Genomic DNA, 17,644 nt, shown 5'->3' with positions numbered 1-17,644 from the left:
AATTATTTTTTCTGCTGAAAAAATAAGTGAAAAAAATAAAAATATTAGCTCTAATGAAAACAATAATCTGATTCAATTTTATGAGCCAGTCCAGACAAAAATAACAGGAAATAGTTGTGGACCTGAATCTGACTGGCCATGCATGGACCCCGATGGCTGTTTAATAATTGATGGATTTAAAAAAAGGAGTAAATAAATATTACTCCTTTTTAAATAAATATTTAAGCAGTTAAAGAATTTAACTGTTGTGATGCAAGATTCTTTATTCCATTAATCTCAATTTTTTTTGGTTTTTTCGATTCTGGAATAACATTTTCAAGCGCGATTTTAAGGACACCAGATTCTAGATCTGCACCTTTAACTTCAATAGTATCTGCTAATCGAATTGTTTTTGTAAATGATCGATTAGATATTCCCTTATGCAGGTACTGAATATTCGTATCATCTTTTGACTTATCACCTTTGATGATAAGTAGTCCGTCCTTAACTGTGACATCAATATCAGATTGATTAAAGCCTGCAACAGCTAATTCAACTGAATATGAGGTGTCATTATGTTTAATAATGTTGTGTGGGGGAAATTTTTCATGGACGGACTCAATCGAGTTTTCCATAAGTGCTTCAATATCTCTTAAAACAGTTTCAAAACCAAGCGTACTTGGATATAAGTTACCAAATGAAATTTTCATATTTATCTCCTTTAATTAAGCAAAATAAAAATCATGGCATTACCCATTAGGCATAACGACCACAATTAATATATGGGAGCATGTAAAGAAAATTTCAAGTCATTTAACTATTTTCCCATTTTGATATAAATCTTTGGCAATCAATTGACCTTCCTTATTCCAAATCCATTCATGTCCATCTTTAATCCCATTGATCCATAAGCTTTTGGATTTTTGTTGACCATCGTCAAACCATTGTTCCCATAGGCCATTTTCTTTCCCATCTTTATATTCAACTTTAAGTTTTAACTGTCCGTTCTCATACCATTGCTTCCAGTAACCATGTTCCTTACCATCTTTAAAGTCACTTTCCATTTTAATTTGACCATTCTCATACCAAAATTTTTCTTTTCCATTTTTCTTTCCATTTTTATAAGTAATTTCAAATTTCGGAGTTTTATTTTCAAAGAATTCTTGATAAAGACCATCTTTAATCTCTTCAGCAGATAATGAGGTTAAGAACATGACATAGGATAGGATGGTTATATGAAAATATTTAAACATAATCACTCCAAATTTATAATATGAAATGACTTGATCAATTTTGTTAAGTTTCTGTTATTTGAATAATTTTTTATATTCTGGAAAGTAATTTACTATGACTTCAATATCGAATTTTCTTAAAATAGATTTATTAGATTCCCTCTCTAAAAGAAATATGAATGATTGTTCAATAATTTCTTTTTTTGTGAGATGTTTTATTTGATATTCAGTGACGAAATTATCTAAAATGGTAACTTGATGATTTGTTTCTGTATTTGAATATATTGTTACATCAAAAGCATTAGGCGATAGCTCTTTAATCTTTATTTGATCTGACATTGACCCTCAAAATTCTCAATATAATGACCAAAACCTTTATTTCCTGATATTGAATCAGTAATTTTCAATGTTTGTAAATCTAAATTAAGTGTTCTGATATTTAACAGAGTCGATTTACATGTCATGGTAGTTTTCGACTTATCGCATTCAATGTTATTAAGATCAATTAAAGTTAAATTTTCAAATTTGTATTCCCTAGACTGCTGTTCCTCTTTTGCTCCACTGGCGCCAACCAATTCAAAATGACTTAATCCTTGGCAAATATAAGTTAATTCATCAGCAAATGAATAGTTGGTAAATAACAAGATTAACAAAAGCTTTTTCATTGAGTTAATTCTTGAAGGCAGTTTGCAAAATCTTTAGAACCAACTTTAAAACCAAGCTTTTCGCATTTCTGTTTAGCTACGGTACCATTCAAGCGTTTAGATGATTTCCCATCAATTTCTAACTCGTCAGATAATTTATTAGCAAAATTACATTTGAACTCAAATATATCTTGAAGCAGAAGGTCGCTGTCTTTTTTTTGAATACTATCTTGATTGAGGCCGCCATATATCTTACATGCTCGCATCATATAGTCATTGGCGTCTTCTCCAGCAAAATGTTTTTCAACGAATTTACCTGTAAAGTCATTATGTGGCGCAGGTCGTTGGACATTCTGATTTGAAGTTGCACATGCAGCCAAGTATAAAGAAATAATGAGTATTAACATAAAACGCATATTTTATTATAGGCATTTTTTTTAAAATAAGCCAAATATTGAAGAACCAAACACCTTTAATATCATCTTAAAAATATGCAAAAACAAAGCTTGCCACAAAAAATATGTCTCACATGTCAGCGCCCTTTCTCATGGCGAAAGAAATGGGAGCGGTGTTGGGACGAGGTAAAGTATTGCTCTCAAAGGTGTAAAAATCATCGTGTCACATAATATTTTCTGGTTTAGAAATAACCTAAGAATTCATGACAATTATCCCTTGGTGCAATGTATCAAAGATTCAACAAGTATTTCTTTTGTTTACATAGTGAATCGTCGTTTGAGAATTCTTAATGATGAAGAAAACCATAAGAATAAATTTTTAATTGATGCGCTAAATCAACTTAAGATAAATTTATCCGACTTAGGCCACACACTGAATGTTATAGAGGGTGAGCCTTCAGTCATATTTTCTTCTATAGCTAAACAACACCAGATTAATAAAATATATTGTGAAAAAATAATTAGTCCTTATGAAAAGGATGAGGAATCTAGTATTACTGAACCACGCGTATTGTCCTACTGGGATTCGTCATTGCTTAATATTGATGATCTTGATTTTGATGTAATCGATTTACCAGATACCTTTACAACATTTAGAAAAAGAGTTGAATCAAAGACAATTACAGTCACCCTGCATGAAAGTTTAAAGCTTCCAAAACCTGCAAATCTTTTAAATATTAAATCATGCCAATTACCAAATTATCAAAATACTTATAGTGGCAGTGTAGATTTTTTAAATCATTACACCAACTGTGAAAATGGTGCACAAAATTATCTAAAGGATTATTTTTCTGATACAAAAGCTCATAAATATAAACAGACAAGAAATGAGTTAATGGGAAATGAATTTTCAACAAAATTTTCGGTGTGGCTTGCACATGGCCTAATTTCAGCGAGACAAATTTTTATTTTCCTTAAAAAATATGAGGAAACTCATGGGGCTAATGAGAGTACTTATTGGATATTATTCGAACTATTATGGAGAGATTATTTTAGATTTTTACACTTCAAATATGATAAGAAATTATATTTTCCATACGGTCTCAAAAACAAAGAAATTAATGAGACAAGTCAGGACAAGATAAGTAATTTAGAAGAAGCAAATACAGAGTCATCTTTTATCAATGCTGGTATCAAAGAGTTAAAAAATAGTGGATTCTTATCAAATCGAATGAGACAGATATTAGCCTCTTTTGTTATTTTTGAAATGAAAATAGATTGGCGAATAGGTGCTGATTTTTTCCAAAAGTATCTGATTGATTTTGATATTTACTCTAACCAGGGTAATTGGATATATATTGCTGGATATGGAACGGATCCAAGGGGTGGAAGACGATTCAATGTTGAAAAGCAGAAGAATACTTACGACATAGATAATCAATATGAGATGTACTGGAATGAAAACACTTAGATTATTATTAGGCGATCAGTTAAATAAGAAGCACAGCTGGTTCAAGCAAATTGATCATAATGTGATCTATTTGATGATGGAAATTGTTCCTGAAATGACTTATGCGAAGCACCACATTCAAAAAATGCTCGCGTTCATGCATGCAATGCGAAACTTTGCAAAGGAATTACAGCAAGATGGCCATGTTGTAAGGTATATCAAATTAAAAGATCCGGACAATCAGCAATCCTTTTATAAAAATATTCTTAAATTAATTGAAATAAACTCAGATATAAATAAATTTGAATATCAGATGCCAGATGAATATCGATTGGATGAAGAAATGAAAAAGATAACCAATCAAATTGGTTTAGCACACCAATCTTATTCTACAGAACATTTTTTGACTCATAGACAGGATGTATGTGAGTTTTTCACAAATAAAAAAATATGGAGAATGGAAGAATTCTACCGCTACGTCAGGAAAAAATATTCCATCTTGATGGTTGGTGATAAACCTATTGGCGATAAGTGGAATTATGATCAAGACAATAGGAAAAAATGGGATCCAGAACAAACTGTCCCAAATCGTATCAAGTTTAATCATGATGTTGAACATCTTAAGGATGAGATTGATGAATTAGAAATTGGGTACATCGGATCTGTTGATGTGAATAATTTTAATTGGCCAACTAATGAGAAGGAGTCATTACAAGTTCTAAATCATTTTATAAAATCCAGCCTCGATAAATTTGGTGATTATCAGGATGCCATGGCGAACGAAAATCCATTTTTATTTCACTCATTAATTTCTTTTGCCCTTAATACAAAAATGTTATCTCCAATAATGGTTGCTGAAACAGTAGAGAGATATCTAAAAAAAGATTTATCCAATTTAAGTGCTGTCGAAGGATTTATAAGGCAGATTATTGGTTGGCGAGAATACATTCGAGGAGTGTATTGGGCAAAAATGCCTGAATATGGACTTAGTAACTATTTAAAATTTAAGAATAAGTTACCAGAGTTTTTTTGGCATGGAAAAACTAACATGAATTGCCTACAAAAATCGATACAGCAATCTTTGCAACATGCATATGCACATCATATCCAAAGATTAATGATACTGGGTAATTTCATGTTACTCAGTGAAGTTGATCCACAGCGTGTTCACGAATGGTTTTTGGCCATTTATATAGATGCTATTGAATGGGTTGAAATGCCAAATGTGTTAGGCATGTCACAATATGCTGACGGAGGTTTGTTGGCCACAAAACCTTATGTCTCATCGGGCTCTTATATTAATAAGATGGGTAATTATTGTAAATCCTGTCAATACGACGTGAAGACTAAGTTTGCAGATAACTCATGTCCATTTAATAGTCTTTATTGGAGCTTTTTTTTAAACAACCCAACGTTAATAGAAAATAATCCAAGAATGGGTATTGTTAAGATGCAGATAAATAAAATGAATGAAGAAGATAAGAGTTTGTATATTAAAAAGAGTAAACAAATATTGAAGAATATTGAACAACTATGATTTTCTAAATGCAGTCATACATACCCAACCATCTTGATATAAAGAATCTTCAAAAATAAAGTTATTGGCATATATCTCTTTGATTTCATTTTCCTGTGATTGTAAAATTCCAGATAGTGCGATGCGCCCTTCAGGTTTACATTTAGAATGTATTAGTGGCTCTAACACTTTCAGTGCACTCGATAATATATTTGCAACAACAATATCGTAAAGGTCATTTGTTGACTCGTCTGATGTATAAAAATTAATGGTACTCGTTTGGTTGTTTTTTGCATTTTGGTGACTGGCAATAATTGCTTGTGGGTCAATGTCCGTTCCAGAAACTGATTTGGCCCCTAATTTTTTTGCCGCAATAGCTAAAATTCCTGATCCACAACCATAATCTAAAACAGATTTATCAATAAGATCAATTTTGGTTAACCAATCTAAACAAAGCTTGGTGGTAGGATGAGATCCAGTTCCAAATGCCAATCCAGGATCCAGGTGAATGTTAATCGCATTATTATTTTTTATCTTGTGCCAGGAGGGAATGATCCAAATTTTGTCATTAATCTGAATCGGATGAAATTGGGATTGGGTCTCTTTAACCCAATCTTTTTCTGCAACTGGTTCAACTTGAATCTGATCGATATGAATATTAAACTCATTGTGAATAGAATTAATCACCACTGAGAGAGTATGATCATTTTGGAAAAGGGCTATGACTTTGGTATTTTTCCAATATCTCTCATGATCATCAGGATCTTCTCCAAAAATTGCAACTTCATTTTGTGTATCTAAATCAGAATCGCTAAAGCTCAGTGAGAGAGCGTCGAGTTCCATGAGATGGTCACCAATGGATTGTGCAATATCATCATCTACTATCAGTGATAAAGAAATCACTTATTTTTTCATTCCCAATTTTTCTTCTAGATAATGGATACTTGCTCCACCTTTAAGGAAGGCCAGGTCTATTAATAAATCACGATGGAGATCAATATTAATTTTAATTCCTTCACAATACATTTCTGAAAGAGCCATTTGTAGTTTTGCAGCAGCTTTTTCACGGGTGTCACCGTGAGCGATTAGCTTACCGATCATTGAGTCATAATGGGAGGGAACTCGATAACCGCCATAAACATGGGTATCAACTCTGATACCAGGACCTCCCGGTACATGAAAACGATTGATGAGACCAGGGGATGGAATAAAAGTAAATGAGTCTTCAGCATTTATTCGGCATTCCATTGCATGACCATTAATCACGATATCTTTCTGGCGGTAACTTAATTTTTCACCAGCTGCAATTTTTATTTGTTCTTGAATGAGGTCAACACCGGTAATCATTTCTGTGACAGGATGTTCAACCTGAATTCGAGTATTCATTTCAATAAAGTAAAATTCATCATTTTCGTATAGAAACTCAAAAGTACCCGCTCCTCGATAACCAATTTTTCTACAAGCATCGGCACATTTTTCACCCATTTTTTTTCTTAATTTATCTGGCAATCCTGGTGCAGGAGCTTCTTCAATGACTTTTTGATGCCTTCGTTGCATAGAGCAATCTCTTTCGAAGAGATGGATCGCATTTTTATAATTATCTGCGAGCACCTGATATTCAATGTGTCTAGGCTTCTCTAGATATTTTTCCATATACACTGCGGCATTACCGAAAAAACTATGCGCTTCATTTTTTGTCATTGAAACGGCATTTAATAGCGATGCCTCAGTGTGAACCACTCGCATTCCTCGTCCACCACCACCACCGGCTGCTTTGATAATCACAGGGTACCCAACTTCTTTTGCTGTTTTAATTATTTCACTAGGGTCATCGCTTAACTCACCATTTGAACCTGGAACAACTGGAATTCCAGCTTTTATCATGGCCTCTTTAGCGCTCACTTTGTCACCCATCAGCCTGATAGTTTCTGATTTAGGCCCAATAAAAGTAAAACCACTTTTTTCTACCTGTTCAGCAAAATCTGCATTTTCAGAAAGAAAGCCATATCCAGGATGAATAGCTTGAGCATCAGTTACTTCTGCAGCGCTAATAATGGCAGGAATATTTAAGTAGCTGAGATTTGATGGCGCTGGACCTATACAAACGGACTCATCAGAAAGTTTGACATATTTTGCATCTACGTCAGCCTCTGAGTGAACAGTGACCACTTTAATCCCCATCTGGCGACAGGCTCTTAGGATGCGAAGTGCAATCTCTCCGCGGTTAGCAATAAGAATTTTTTCAAACATAAATTACTCAATAATAAAAAGTGGTTCACCAAATTCAACCGGTTGAGCATTCTCAACCATAATCTTCTTAACAATTCCATCACGATCGGCTTCAATTTCATTGAGTAATTTCATCGCCTCAATAATGCATAAAGTATCACCTTTTTTGACGCTACTCCCAACTTCGACATATGGGTCAGCTTCGGGTGACGATGATCTATAAAAAGTCCCTACCATCGGTGAAGTTAGGGCATGGCCAGTTTCCTGAGCTTCTTCAGTATTTGCACTAGTTGTTGTTGGAACTTGATTTTGAACAGCTAGTGTCGGTTGTTGAGGCATTGTGTATTGTTGAGGTTGTTGCACCACTTGACCTTGGCGACTAATACGAACACTTTCCTCACCTTCGGTTAATTCTAATTCGCTAATTCCCGACTCTTCAACCAGGTCGATTAGTTTTTTTAGTTTTCTTAAGTCCATGATTCTTACCTTTTATGAATTTTTAACAATGTGTTGAATTGCTGCTGAATAACCATCCTTACCTAAACCACATATCACTGCCTTGGCTTTATCTGAAAAATAAGATTTATGCCTAAACTCCTCCCGAGCATGAACATTTGATAAATGAATTTCGTAAAAAGGTATACCTACTCCCAAAATAGCATCTCTGATAGCTACTGAAGTATGGGTAAATGCTGCAGGATTGATAACGATGTAGTCTACTTTTAATGTATGAACAAAATTTACGATCTCTGATTCACTATTGCTTTGAAAAAAACTAAAAGTTATTTCTGGAAATAGAGTTTGAAGTTCATTATTAATTTCTTCTAAACCTTGATTGCCATAGACATCCGGTTCTCGCTGTCCAAGAAGATTTAGATTAGGTCCATTAATTAAAGCTATTTTCATATTAATCTCTACAGTAGAACACCAGTTTGCCGAATTTAACGACATTTGTCTACTACAATAGTGAATTAATATATAAAAAAAATTAAATGCTTCATTGTTGGAGATTTAAAATTTATATAATGATAAATTAACTACATTTAAAAACATTTAAATGCTATTTAACGACATTTAATAAGTCTTTTTCGGTTATTTCACCATAAAATTTATGTAGGACTTGATAGCTTTTATCTACTACGACAGTGAATGGCAATACACCCTTATCATTATCAAAGTGACGACTTAATAAAAAACCATTTTTTTCATCTGTAAGATTCGAGTATGAAATTGGTATTTCCTTAGTAAAGGACATGACTTCATTTATATCATCTATTGCAACGCCAATAAGACGGATATTATTGTCCTTATCCAAACTCTCATTGAAGCTATTAAGCTCTGGTATCTCTTTTTTACATGGTTCACACCAGCTAGCCCAGAAGTTAATGATTAACATTTCTTTAAATTCAATATCTTTTAATGACACCTTGCCCCCATTTTCAATCATAAAGGGAAGATCCATAACTGATTCACTCAATGATTCTGCAATCTGCGGTTCTCCAGATGAATTTATAAAAATATTAGCTCCGATACCAATAATAAAAGCCAAAGAAATTAATAAGATGATGGGTAATTTTTTCATTTAATGTCCTTGATGTGTTCGAGAAAATTTTCAGCATTCATGAATCCAAAAATTTGTTTTTTTGTTAACTCATCACTATTCGAGTTAAAAAATACAATAGCTGGAGGTCCGAAAATATTGAATCGATTCATAATTTTTTTATCATTTTCATTAAAATCTGTAACATCGACTTTCAAGAGGATGAAGTTATCAAGCTTATCTCGAACATTTATATCTTGGAAAGTATATTTTTCAAATTCAAGGCAGGCGACACACCAGTCTGCATAAAAATCAATGAGTATTGGCTTGTTTGTTTCTTGAATTATTGAGTTCAATTCTTTCTCAGTTGTGACCATGCTAAATTGAATTCTCTCTTTTTCATTAAGCTCATATTGTTTAAAAGAATTGATGGACAGAAATATGGAAATAATAATGGCTAGTACTAATAAAATAATTTGAATAAATTTTTTAAGTTTTAAAGAAATTAATGTGTAAATAAAAACGACTAGTCCCAACAAGATAAAGAGCAATTCAATCATCAAACTATTTAATACAGGCTTGGAAACATAGATGGCAGACCCAAGTAGAATAAAGCCAATTAATTTTTTAAAAAAGATGTTGACTTGATTTGTCTTCGGAATAATTTTTATGGATGTTAATCCAATTGCTAGAAGAGGCAAAGACATCCCTAATGCCAAAAAGAATAGAGAGGCCATTCCAATAAACGCATTCCCCGTTTGGCTAATATATAAGATGGCGCTTGCCAGTGGAGGCGCAACACACGGACTCAATATTAACGAAGAGATCATACCCAATAGGACTATTCCTAAATAATTTTTTGCATTTAAGTTATTGGCAAAATTATTAAGTTTCGTTTGGATAGAAGATGGGAGATTTAAATCGTATACATCAAACATGGCCAGGGAAAATAATATAAATAAGAGAGCTGTGAACAACAAGACAAGTTCACCTTGGAGGTAAATCGATAAAACACTTCCTGTTTTTGCGGCGATGAGGCCAATGAGGCTGTAGGTGATACAAATACCAACAACATAAGCAATCGTAGCAAGCCCCCTGTTATTTTTCAGATTACTTAACATGGCAAGAAGAACTGGAATAAGGGGGAGTACACAGGGCGTAAATGACAATAAAATCCCACCAAATAGGAAAAGTGCAAATGCTTTATAGATATTCCCCTTAAATGCTTCCTGGTAAATATCAGATCCTCCGATAGTGGTCTTATCGAGATTTTTCATGTCATTTAAAATTTGTTGCGGCGGATAACATAGCCCCTGGTCACTACACCCTTGGAAGTGGATCACAAATGATTCATCATCAGCTAGGGGTTCTTTTAAATTTATTTGAAATACCAGTGGCTGGTCATAAATAATTTGTTTGCCAAAAAATTCATCTTCCTTTTCTTTACCTTCAGGAAAATTAAATTGGAAATGAACATTGCTTGATGAAGAAAATTTAAATTTAGATTGGTAAAGATAGTGACCTGGTTGAGTATTAAATTTAACTGAGATAGAACTATTGGTTGGGGATATAGAAATTTCGTATGGAAATGCCTCCTCAACCGTTAAAATTTTATTAGAATTTTTTGTTAATGACTTTAAATCATTAAATTCATCCGCATATAAAAGCCAGGGTGCTAAAATAAAAAAAAATAAGGTTAAGTATCTGGTCATGACTGAAATATGACTTGCAAAAGAAAAATGGTTCAGATCATTATCTCATAGGAAAGCTAACATCATGAAATTTATAGGTATTTGGTTATTAATATTGGTTCCGTTTATAGAAATATGGGGCTATTTCAAATTAGGTTCATTGTATGGGTGGTGGTATTTTCTGTATATAGTTGTTGTTGGTGTGCTTGGCTGGAGAATGATAAAAGAAGAAAAGTCCCAACTGCTCTTTAGAATGATGAATTCATTTCAGAGTGCTGGTTCGCCATTTCAGATGATCATGGGCACAGCAAAAAATATGATAGCTGGTGGACTATTTCTTTATCCGGGCATCATCACTGACTTGATAGCAATTATATTGCTGGTTATGCCTTCAAAAAATCCAAACGAAAATTTATTTCAAGAAATGCAAAATCGTTTTAATCAAAAAAAACAAAAAAATGATTCGGTAATTGAGGGTGAATTTAAAAAAGAGGATGACGATTAATGTATGTTGGAAAAGTTGATGGTATTGAATTTGAAATAAAGCCAAGTCAAACCATTCTTGAGGCGGCAATATCCTCTGGGATAACACTCCCTTATGGTTGTCAAAGTGGGTCATGTGGGTCATGTAAAGCAAGAGTTATCAAAGGCGAGGTGTTTCATGACGACATCATGCCAGGGGTACTTTCTGACCAAGATAGGAGTGAGCAGAACTTTTTATTATGTAAAACTTATGCGACAAGTAATGTAACAATATCAAGCCGAGTTGAAAAAAAACTTGATGAATTTCCAAAAAAAATAACTCCTGTCAGAGTCGAAAAATTAAGTTTGTTAAATCATGATGTCATGCAGATTCTATTAAAGCTCCCCGCTAGTGAAAATTTACAATTTAAAGCAGGACAATACCTAGAATTTATCCTAAAAGATGGAGCACGAAGAGCATTTTCAATGGCTAATGCACCGAGTGATGATTTGATTGAGTTACATGTTCGTTTAATTGAAGGAGGTACATTTACCAACTATGTCTTTAATGAGATGCAAGAAAAAAGCATCCATCGCATTGAGGCCCCCATAGGGAACTTTTACCTAAGAGAATCAGATCGCCCAATGATTTTTGTTGCCGGTGGGACTGGTTTTGCCCCAATAAAATCAATCATTAATGACTACCATCGAGCTGAGGAGGAAAGAAAAATATATCTATACCGAGGCTTTAAAACTCATAAAGATTTATATCAAGATGAGGTTGTTGAGAATTGGAAAAAAAATATTAATAATTTTGAGGCCTTTAATATATATTCTGAAGAAGCCATAAACGGTCAAGAAAAGAGTTTAGTGCATAAAAAGGTCATTAAAGATCTAGGCCAATTAGATTCATTTGACGTATATTGTTGTGGCGCTCCTGGAATGATTGAAGTGGCATTCAAAGAATTTGTAGAAGCCGGATTGAATGCCAATAGCTTCTACTCAGATGCATTTACCTTTGCGCCGAAATAATCCTATTCAATACATAAGGATTGTAATTTTTCAGGATCCAAAGTGGATGTGATTTTTATGCCACACTCAAACACTGATAACTCCTTGGCAATATTTGCATGATTCACTATGAAGTTTATATTATCAAAGTAAATTTGATCTGGATTTTCAAATAATCCAAGCTGATGAATAAAATGTTGCGCTATTTGTGAGCTTGTAATCAAGATATACAAAGTTTCTTTTTGTGAATAATTTGCGATTACATCGAAATCTATCGTTTTAAAATTTCTCTGATAACACTCAAGGTAAGTTACATTAGCTTGTTTTTTTCCCAACTCATTTTTTAAGAGTTCTTTACCACCAATTCCTCTCACAATCAAAATTGACTCATCTGTCACATTTTGCATTTCAGATAATTCAAGGAGTGACTTCGAGTCAAATTGGTCAATTGGGGAAATAATATTCTTATTTAAAAAAGATAATTCTTTTTTTGTGGTTGGACCAATTGCAAATATTTGCACATTATCAGCAAATTTTATTAAGTGATGTTCTGAAATTATTTTGAAGCATTGTGCAGCATTTGAACTTATAAAAATTATTTTTGAAAATGTAAACATATTATCAATAATTTTTATAATATCTGGTGAATCCGATATGGGCTCTATTTCAATAAAAGGATAATTGATGACGTTTAGAGAGCTGTTTTTAAAAAAATTTATGATGGATTGATTTTGTAAACTAGATCGGGTTGCAATTAGATTAGCCATGCCCAATTCCAAGAATATTTTTGGCACCCTGATCAATGAGTGACTGAGCTACATTATTAGCAAGTGAAAGATGCTCTGAACAAGGACCACTGTCTGTAGCACGAATCATTTTAATTCCATCGGGCGAGGATACAAAGGCTTGAATGGTGAGCAAATTATCTTTAATGGATGCATGTGCTCCCATTGGCACTGTGCAGCTTCCTGCGAGGGTTTTACTGATCTTCCTTTCAGCCTCAACTTGAATCTGCGTTTGTTCATCATTTAAAAAATCTAAAAATTCTTTTAACTCAGGTTTATTTTTAAGGATTTCAATGCCAAGTGCTCCTTGACCTACCGATGGGGTGTATTGATTCACATCAAGTGAGCTTTTAATTCTATTTTCTAGGTTAAGTCGGATTAGACCTGCAGAAGCAAGGATAATAGCGTCATATATTCCAGAATCTAGTTTATTCAGTCTTGTTTGTAAATTTCCACGTAAGCTTTCAATAATCAAGTCAGGTCTTGTATATTTAATCAGGCTCTGGCGCCTTAAGCTTGAGGTACCTACAACAGCATTTTGTGGAAGTTCGTCTATCGAAGCATATTTATTGCTGACAAAGGCGTCGCTGGGATTTTCTCTTTCAGAGATTGCGCATATTTCGAATGGTTCTGGCAGATCCATTGGAACATCTTTCATTGAATGAACAGCTAAATCTGCATCATCATTTAATAAGGCATGTTCTAGTTCTTTAATGAACAAACCCTTACCGCCAATCTCAGCAAGAGGTTGGTCCAAAATAATATCGCCTTGAGTTTTAAAACTTACCACGCTGACTTCTGTGCCGCTATATTTTTCCCTAATTCGATCGGCAATATAGTTGGCTTGCCACATTGCTAATTGGCTTTCACGTGATGCGATTCGGATCATTTTTTTCATGCTGAAATTCTAGCATAGGCCTTGCTTATTAGTGATGTATAAAAGGGTTTGATATATACTTACGACTATGAAAGAACAAAATAAAAAATGGTCTGGCAGGTTCGATGAACCGGTGGATAAGTTAGTACAGATTTTTACGGCATCTGTTGATTTTGATCAAAGATTAGCGCTCTATGATATTCATGGCTCATTAGCTCATGCAGAAATGTTAAAAAAACAAAAAATTATTTCTGTAACTGATTTCAAAAAAATTGATCAGGGACTAAAAAAAATTAGTGAGCAAATAATTCAGGGAAAATTTAAATGGAGCGTGTCTGATGAAGATGTTCATCTAAATATTGAAAAAAAATTAACACAATTAATCGGTGATGCAGGGAAAAAGCTCCATACGGGTAGATCGAGAAATGATCAAATTGCGACAGACTTGAGACTTTTTTTAAGAGACATCACGGATGAAGTTATTCTGAAAATTACAAAGTTACAAAAAAATATTGTCAGTTTGGCCAAAAAAAATATTAATTCTTATATGCCAGGCCTTACTCACTTACAAATTGCCCAGCCAATTAGTTTTGCCCATCATATGATGGCTTATTATGAGATGTTGGACAGAGATAAGAATAGATTTTTTGATGGAAGAAAAAGAATAAATCAGTTACCTTTGGGGTCAGCTGCTTTGGCAGGAACCACCTATCCAATTGATAGAAAATTTGTCGCTAAGAAATTAAAATTTGAGGGTATTTCAATGAATTCATTGGATGCTGTTTCTGACAGGGATTTTGCAATTGAATTTTGTTTTAATGCTTCAATGTTGATGACCCATTTATCCAGACTCTCTGAAGAATTAATTATGTGGATGAGCCCATTCTTTAATTTTATCGATATAGCAGATAAGTTTTGTACCGGATCTAGCATCATGCCGCAAAAAAAGAATCCTGACGTACCAGAACTCATCAGAGGAAAAGTTGCGAGAGTGAATGGTAATCTTCTTAGCTTATTGACACTTATGAAGTCTCAACCTTTGGCCTACAATAAAGATAATCAAGAAGATAAGGAGCCAGTCTTTGACTCCGCTGATACGGTAATAGGTAGTCTTGAAATATATGCTGATTTAGTTAGACACATTACAGTGAATAAGAAGCAAATGTTACATTATGCTGAAGAAGGCTTTTCAACAGCAACCGATCTTGCAGACTACCTAGTTAAAAAAGGAGTACCATTTAGGACCTCACATGAAATCGTTGCAAACTTAGTCAATCATGCGGTGAAGAATCATTTATCACTTCATGAAATTGAATTGGCTGATCTGAAAAAATTTAGTAGTGTGATTCAAAAGGATGTTTATGATTTTTTAACTGTTGAAGGATCTGTTACATCGAGGGCACACATTGGTGGAACTAGTCCAAAACAAGTTATAAAAGCTATTATCATGGCAGAAAATCAGTTAAAGAAAAAGTTGAGATAAATCGTAACCGGCACCTTTGGCTTGCTCAATAATTTCATTACCCGACATCTTATCTCGATTCGCTAGTGCCCATAGTGTGCATGAGCGAGTGCCTGTCCGACAATATGCAAAAATAGGACCATTCTCTTTTTCTAAAAATATTTGGTTGAATTCATCGACTGCTTGTTGAGTGAATTGACCAGGAAAAATAGGAATAAAATAATAGTTCAAACCAACAGATTCAGCGGCACTTTTGATTATCTCTTGAGGCGTTTGGTCGGCTGATTCATTGTCAGGCCGATTACATATAATGGTATTGAATCCTGCATCTTTAATGATTTTTAAATCATCAACATGAATTTGTTCAGAGACACTTATTTCGTCATTGATCTTATTTATTTTCATAATAATGTTCCTTATGTTAGATTAAATTATGCAATATTTCATTTAAAAACAACACACCCTTTGTAGTCGGTTTTAGTAACTCATGATCTTCATATAATAAATCTTGTTGAAATGATGGATGAAGTTTCGATTTGATGTCATCAAATGATAAGCCTGTTCTTTCAGAATATGTTTTTTTAGTAAATCCATGTGTCAGACGAAGCGCATTCATTAGAAACTCAAAAGGCAAGTCTTTTTGAGGAATCGAACCTTTGTTAGAGAAGAAATTCTGTTTGCTCACCTCTGTAATGTACTGTTTTGGATTTTTAGTATTATCCATTCTAAATATTTTATTATCATGCGAAAGTTTTGAGTGAGCTCCTGCCCCTATTCCTAAATAGTCGCCAAATGTCCAATAATTTAAATTGTGTTTGCATTGATGACCTGGTTGTGCAAAAGCAGAGGTCTCGTAGTGATCAAAATGTGAATTTTTTAATTCTGCTAAAACAAGATTGAACATCTCATAAGCATCGTCATCCGAAGGAATTTTTGGTTTAGTTTTGAAGAATCTGGTTTGCGGTTCGATCGTGAGATGATAAAAGCTGAGATGTTTAGGATCAAATGATATGGCGGTATCAATATCATCTTTTAATTCATCAAGGCTTTGATTAGGTAAGCCAAACATTAAATCAAGATTAAAATTTTTAAAATATTTTTTTACGACTTCAATGGCGTACATTGCTTCTATGGACGTATGAATTCTTTCTAAACACTGAAGATGATTGTCATTAAAACTTTGTATACCGAGCGATACTCGATTGATACCTAATTCGGCATAGGCTTGAAAATTTTCAATGTCAATTGTTCCCGGGTTCGCTTCAAGAGTAATTTCAGTCTCAGACAAGTTAAAGTTTTTATTTATAGCATTAATTAGTTTTGCAAACAGTTTTGGTGAAATAAGACTGGGGGTGCCTCCACCAAAAAAAATAGATGTGATGATTCGGTCTTTGATTAATTCTTGGTAAAAATTAAATTCATCAATCAAAGAGTCAACATATTCTCCTTCTATAGATCTCACCTTTTCTTGAGATGCTTCATGCGAATTAAAATCACAATAAGGACATTTGTGAATACACCATGGAAGGTGGACGTAAACACCAACAGACTGTGGTGTGGATATCATTTTTTATTTTTATAAGGATTATTAAGTTGATTAACTATTTCGTGGAAAATATCTCTAATTTGTTGATCAGATACTTCCATAATCACGCCATCTTCAAAAGCATCTTGCATGAGCTGATTAATCTCATCAAGATTTTCTTTCATGACTTTAATTTTTTCTGTACAAGAAACAGTTGTTCCATCATCTCGTTTCCATACAGGCCATTTATTTTTGCTCATATTTAATTGTAAGTTTCAGTTTTAATTGTTGCAAGGCTTGACCCCTGTGACTTAATTTATTTTTTAATTGTGGATCTAGTTCTGCAGCGGTATTTTCTGTCATAAAATCTTCAAAAATAGGATCATATCCAAAACCATTAGTCCCTCTTGGTCGTTCAACAATTTTACCTTTCCAGATACCTTCGCATATAATGGGCTGAGGGTCATCTGGCGTTGTTACAAAAACAATAGAGCAGTAGTAGTGGGCATTTCTGTTTTCAACGCCTTTTAAATTATCAAGAAGCTTTAATAAATTTTCATGATCTGTAGCATTTTCGTGAGCAAACCTCGCAGATTTAACTCCAGGATTATAATTAAGATGATCAACACAAATTCCAGAGTCATCAGCAATGGCAGGTAATTTAGTTTTTGCGGAAGCGTATCTTGCTTTCGCTAGGGCATTTTCAACAAAGGTTTGATATGGCTCTTCAGCTTCGCCGATATTAAAGAATGATTGCGGAATGATTTCCAAATCAATATCAGCGAGTAATTGCTGCATCTCATTTATTTTTTTTTGATTATTAGAGGCAAGGATGACTTTTGTCAT

The 17,644-nt window shown here is 33.7% G+C and carries 23 protein-coding genes; 6 read left to right on the top strand and 17 right to left on the bottom strand.

Annotated features, from left to right (window positions below):
- Nucleotides 1-221: 221 nt before the first annotated feature.
- The 5 genes from QFA95_RS06825 to QFA95_RS06805 form a co-directional block, all read right to left on the bottom strand.
- Entirely contained in the window at nucleotides 222-689 is a 468-nt protein-coding gene (locus QFA95_RS06825; protein WP_486462769.1) for an Hsp20 family protein, read from the bottom strand.
- Nucleotides 690-788: 99 nt separating this feature from the next.
- Nucleotides 789-1,232, bottom strand: a complete 444-nt coding sequence (locus QFA95_RS06820; protein ID WP_486462768.1) for a toxin-antitoxin system YwqK family antitoxin — start codon at nucleotides 1,230-1,232, stop codon at nucleotides 789-791.
- Nucleotides 1,233-1,286: 54 nt separating this feature from the next.
- Nucleotides 1,287-1,550, bottom strand: a complete 264-nt coding sequence (locus QFA95_RS06815; protein ID WP_486462767.1) for a hypothetical protein — start codon at nucleotides 1,548-1,550, stop codon at nucleotides 1,287-1,289.
- The gene (locus QFA95_RS06810; protein ID WP_486462766.1) at nucleotides 1,535-1,876 is read right to left on the bottom strand and encodes a hypothetical protein; all 342 of its coding nucleotides are present in this window, start codon (nucleotides 1,874-1,876) and stop codon (nucleotides 1,535-1,537) included. The genes QFA95_RS06815 and QFA95_RS06810 overlap by 16 nt, the downstream gene beginning before the upstream one ends.
- The gene (locus QFA95_RS06805) at nucleotides 1,873-2,262 is read right to left on the bottom strand and encodes a hypothetical protein (protein ID WP_486462765.1); all 390 of its coding nucleotides are present in this window, start codon (nucleotides 2,260-2,262) and stop codon (nucleotides 1,873-1,875) included. The genes QFA95_RS06810 and QFA95_RS06805 overlap by 4 nt, the downstream gene beginning before the upstream one ends.
- 84 nt (nucleotides 2,263-2,346) lie before the next feature.
- Here QFA95_RS06805 and QFA95_RS06800 point away from each other — a divergent pair, with 84 nt between their 5' ends.
- From QFA95_RS06800 to QFA95_RS06790, 3 genes are read left to right on the top strand one after another with little or no spacing between them, the layout of a single operon-like run.
- Nucleotides 2,347-2,481 (top strand): DUF2256 domain-containing protein, encoded by a 135-nt coding sequence (locus QFA95_RS06800; protein ID WP_486462764.1) that lies wholly within the window; start codon nucleotides 2,347-2,349, stop codon nucleotides 2,479-2,481.
- The gene (locus tag QFA95_RS06795) at nucleotides 2,471-3,721 is read left to right on the top strand and encodes a DASH family cryptochrome (RefSeq protein ID WP_486462763.1); all 1,251 of its coding nucleotides are present in this window, start codon (nucleotides 2,471-2,473) and stop codon (nucleotides 3,719-3,721) included. The genes QFA95_RS06800 and QFA95_RS06795 overlap by 11 nt, the downstream gene beginning before the upstream one ends.
- A complete protein-coding gene (locus tag QFA95_RS06790; protein ID WP_486462762.1) occupies nucleotides 3,708-5,237 on the top strand; it encodes a cryptochrome/photolyase family protein in 1,530 nt (509 codons plus the stop codon). The genes QFA95_RS06795 and QFA95_RS06790 overlap by 14 nt, the downstream gene beginning before the upstream one ends.
- Here the strand turns inward: QFA95_RS06790 and prmA are convergent.
- The 6 genes from prmA to dsbD form a co-directional block, all read right to left on the bottom strand.
- Nucleotides 5,232-6,119 (bottom strand): 50S ribosomal protein L11 methyltransferase, encoded by an 888-nt coding sequence (gene prmA, locus QFA95_RS06785; protein ID WP_486462761.1) that lies wholly within the window; start codon nucleotides 6,117-6,119, stop codon nucleotides 5,232-5,234. The genes QFA95_RS06790 and prmA overlap by 6 nt on opposite strands.
- Nucleotides 6,120-7,466 carry an acetyl-CoA carboxylase biotin carboxylase subunit gene (gene accC, locus QFA95_RS06780; RefSeq protein ID WP_486462760.1) on the bottom strand — a complete coding sequence of 449 codons (1,347 nt, stop codon included), beginning with the start codon at nucleotides 7,464-7,466 and terminating at the stop codon, nucleotides 6,120-6,122. It abuts the gene before it with no gap.
- A 3-nt stretch (nucleotides 7,467-7,469) separates the two neighbouring features.
- Complete coding sequence (gene accB, locus QFA95_RS06775; RefSeq protein ID WP_486462759.1) at nucleotides 7,470-7,922, bottom strand: acetyl-CoA carboxylase biotin carboxyl carrier protein; 453 nt, start codon at nucleotides 7,920-7,922, stop codon at nucleotides 7,470-7,472.
- Nucleotides 7,923-7,934: 12 nt separating this feature from the next.
- Nucleotides 7,935-8,351, bottom strand: a complete 417-nt coding sequence (gene aroQ / locus QFA95_RS06770; protein WP_486462758.1) for a type II 3-dehydroquinate dehydratase — start codon at nucleotides 8,349-8,351, stop codon at nucleotides 7,935-7,937.
- 154 nt (nucleotides 8,352-8,505) lie between these two features.
- Nucleotides 8,506-9,027 carry a TlpA family protein disulfide reductase gene (locus QFA95_RS06765; protein WP_486462757.1) on the bottom strand — a complete coding sequence of 174 codons (522 nt, stop codon included), beginning with the start codon at nucleotides 9,025-9,027 and terminating at the stop codon, nucleotides 8,506-8,508.
- On the bottom strand, nucleotides 9,024-10,697 hold the full coding sequence (dsbD, locus tag QFA95_RS06760) for a protein-disulfide reductase DsbD (protein WP_486462756.1): 1,674 nt from the start codon (nucleotides 10,695-10,697) through the stop codon (nucleotides 9,024-9,026). The genes QFA95_RS06765 and dsbD overlap by 4 nt, the downstream gene beginning before the upstream one ends.
- A 64-nt stretch (nucleotides 10,698-10,761) precedes the next feature.
- On the opposite strand from dsbD, the gene QFA95_RS06755 reads away from it, so the two are divergent.
- Nucleotides 10,762-11,181 (top strand): FxsA family protein, encoded by a 420-nt coding sequence (locus QFA95_RS06755; RefSeq protein ID WP_486462755.1) that lies wholly within the window; start codon nucleotides 10,762-10,764, stop codon nucleotides 11,179-11,181.
- The gene (locus QFA95_RS06750; protein ID WP_486462754.1) at nucleotides 11,181-12,170 is read left to right on the top strand and encodes a 2Fe-2S iron-sulfur cluster-binding protein; all 990 of its coding nucleotides are present in this window, start codon (nucleotides 11,181-11,183) and stop codon (nucleotides 12,168-12,170) included. The genes QFA95_RS06755 and QFA95_RS06750 overlap by 1 nt, the downstream gene beginning before the upstream one ends.
- A 2-nt stretch (nucleotides 12,171-12,172) precedes the next feature.
- Here QFA95_RS06750 and QFA95_RS06745 read toward each other — a convergent pair whose 3' ends face one another.
- A complete protein-coding gene (locus QFA95_RS06745) occupies nucleotides 12,173-12,916 on the bottom strand; it encodes a uroporphyrinogen-III synthase (protein ID WP_486462753.1) in 744 nt (247 codons plus the stop codon).
- The gene (gene hemC, locus QFA95_RS06740; protein WP_486462752.1) at nucleotides 12,909-13,832 is read right to left on the bottom strand and encodes a hydroxymethylbilane synthase; all 924 of its coding nucleotides are present in this window, start codon (nucleotides 13,830-13,832) and stop codon (nucleotides 12,909-12,911) included. The genes QFA95_RS06745 and hemC overlap by 8 nt, the downstream gene beginning before the upstream one ends.
- Nucleotides 13,833-13,899: 67 nt before the next feature.
- On the opposite strand from hemC, the gene argH reads away from it, so the two are divergent.
- Nucleotides 13,900-15,294: an argininosuccinate lyase gene (gene argH / locus QFA95_RS06735; RefSeq protein ID WP_486462751.1), complete on the top strand. Its 1,395-nt coding sequence runs from the start codon at nucleotides 13,900-13,902 to the stop codon at nucleotides 15,292-15,294.
- Here the strand turns inward: argH and QFA95_RS06730 are convergent.
- Genes QFA95_RS06730 through rdgB form a run of 4 tightly spaced genes read right to left on the bottom strand, consistent with a single transcriptional unit; the run spans nucleotide 15,274 to nucleotide 17,644 of the window.
- On the bottom strand, nucleotides 15,274-15,678 hold the full coding sequence (locus QFA95_RS06730; protein WP_486462750.1) for a protein tyrosine phosphatase family protein: 405 nt from the start codon (nucleotides 15,676-15,678) through the stop codon (nucleotides 15,274-15,276). The genes argH and QFA95_RS06730 overlap by 21 nt on opposite strands.
- 16 nt (nucleotides 15,679-15,694) lie before the next feature.
- Nucleotides 15,695-16,840, bottom strand: coding sequence for a radical SAM family heme chaperone HemW (gene hemW / locus QFA95_RS06725; RefSeq protein WP_486462749.1), 1,146 nt, complete (start codon nucleotides 16,838-16,840; stop codon nucleotides 15,695-15,697).
- Nucleotides 16,837-17,058: a hypothetical protein gene (locus QFA95_RS06720; protein ID WP_486462748.1), complete on the bottom strand. Its 222-nt coding sequence runs from the start codon at nucleotides 17,056-17,058 to the stop codon at nucleotides 16,837-16,839. Before QFA95_RS06720 ends, hemW begins: the two co-directional genes overlap by 4 nt.
- Nucleotides 17,045-17,644, bottom strand: a complete 600-nt coding sequence (gene rdgB, locus QFA95_RS06715) for an RdgB/HAM1 family non-canonical purine NTP pyrophosphatase (protein WP_486462747.1) — start codon at nucleotides 17,642-17,644, stop codon at nucleotides 17,045-17,047. Before rdgB ends, QFA95_RS06720 begins: the two co-directional genes overlap by 14 nt.

Source organism: Candidatus Methylolitoribacter marinus (genome assembly GCF_051853155.1).
Lineage (GTDB): Bacteria > Pseudomonadota > Gammaproteobacteria > Burkholderiales > Methylophilaceae > BACL14.
Note: the sequence above shows the minus strand (reverse complement) of the source record. Positions and strands in the feature narration are given on the sequence as shown.

Excerpts from the sequence above, each read along its gene's own strand:
- QFA95_RS06765 (WP_486462757.1), bottom strand. The coding sequence starts at position 9,027 with ATGAAAAAATTACCCATCATCTTATTAATTTCTTTGGCTTTTATTATT.
- hemW (WP_486462749.1), bottom strand. The coding sequence starts at position 16,840 with ATGATATCCACACCACAGTCTGTTGGTGTTTACGTCCACCTTCCATGG.
- QFA95_RS06730 (WP_486462750.1), bottom strand. The coding sequence starts at position 15,678 with ATGAAAATAAATAAGATCAATGACGAAATAAGTGTCTCTGAACAAATT.
- accC (WP_486462760.1), bottom strand. The coding sequence starts at position 7,466 with ATGTTTGAAAAAATTCTTATTGCTAACCGCGGAGAGATTGCACTTCGC.
- argH (WP_486462751.1), top strand. The coding sequence starts at position 13,900 with ATGAAAGAACAAAATAAAAAATGGTCTGGCAGGTTCGATGAACCGGTG.
- dsbD (WP_486462756.1), bottom strand. The coding sequence starts at position 10,697 with ATGACCAGATACTTAACCTTATTTTTTTTTATTTTAGCACCCTGGCTT.
- QFA95_RS06720 (WP_486462748.1), bottom strand. The coding sequence starts at position 17,058 with ATGAGCAAAAATAAATGGCCTGTATGGAAACGAGATGATGGAACAACT.
- QFA95_RS06805 (WP_486462765.1), bottom strand. The coding sequence starts at position 2,262 with ATGTTAATACTCATTATTTCTTTATACTTGGCTGCATGTGCAACTTCA.
- QFA95_RS06815 (WP_486462767.1), bottom strand. The coding sequence starts at position 1,550 with ATGTCAGATCAAATAAAGATTAAAGAGCTATCGCCTAATGCTTTTGAT.
- aroQ (WP_486462758.1), bottom strand. The coding sequence starts at position 8,351 with ATGAAAATAGCTTTAATTAATGGACCTAATCTAAATCTTCTTGGACAG.
- QFA95_RS06810 (WP_486462766.1), bottom strand. The coding sequence starts at position 1,876 with ATGAAAAAGCTTTTGTTAATCTTGTTATTTACCAACTATTCATTTGCT.
- QFA95_RS06825 (WP_486462769.1), bottom strand. The coding sequence starts at position 689 with ATGAAAATTTCATTTGGTAACTTATATCCAAGTACGCTTGGTTTTGAA.
- hemC (WP_486462752.1), bottom strand. The coding sequence starts at position 13,832 with ATGAAAAAAATGATCCGAATCGCATCACGTGAAAGCCAATTAGCAATG.
- QFA95_RS06755 (WP_486462755.1), top strand. The coding sequence starts at position 10,762 with ATGAAATTTATAGGTATTTGGTTATTAATATTGGTTCCGTTTATAGAA.
- QFA95_RS06790 (WP_486462762.1), top strand. The coding sequence starts at position 3,708 with ATGAAAACACTTAGATTATTATTAGGCGATCAGTTAAATAAGAAGCAC.
- QFA95_RS06750 (WP_486462754.1), top strand. The coding sequence starts at position 11,181 with ATGTATGTTGGAAAAGTTGATGGTATTGAATTTGAAATAAAGCCAAGT.
- QFA95_RS06820 (WP_486462768.1), bottom strand. The coding sequence starts at position 1,232 with ATGTTTAAATATTTTCATATAACCATCCTATCCTATGTCATGTTCTTA.
- QFA95_RS06745 (WP_486462753.1), bottom strand. The coding sequence starts at position 12,916 with ATGGCTAATCTAATTGCAACCCGATCTAGTTTACAAAATCAATCCATC.
- QFA95_RS06800 (WP_486462764.1), top strand. The coding sequence starts at position 2,347 with ATGCAAAAACAAAGCTTGCCACAAAAAATATGTCTCACATGTCAGCGC.
- rdgB (WP_486462747.1), bottom strand. The coding sequence starts at position 17,644 with ATGACAAAAGTCATCCTTGCCTCTAATAATCAAAAAAAAATAAATGAG.
- accB (WP_486462759.1), bottom strand. The coding sequence starts at position 7,922 with ATGGACTTAAGAAAACTAAAAAAACTAATCGACCTGGTTGAAGAGTCG.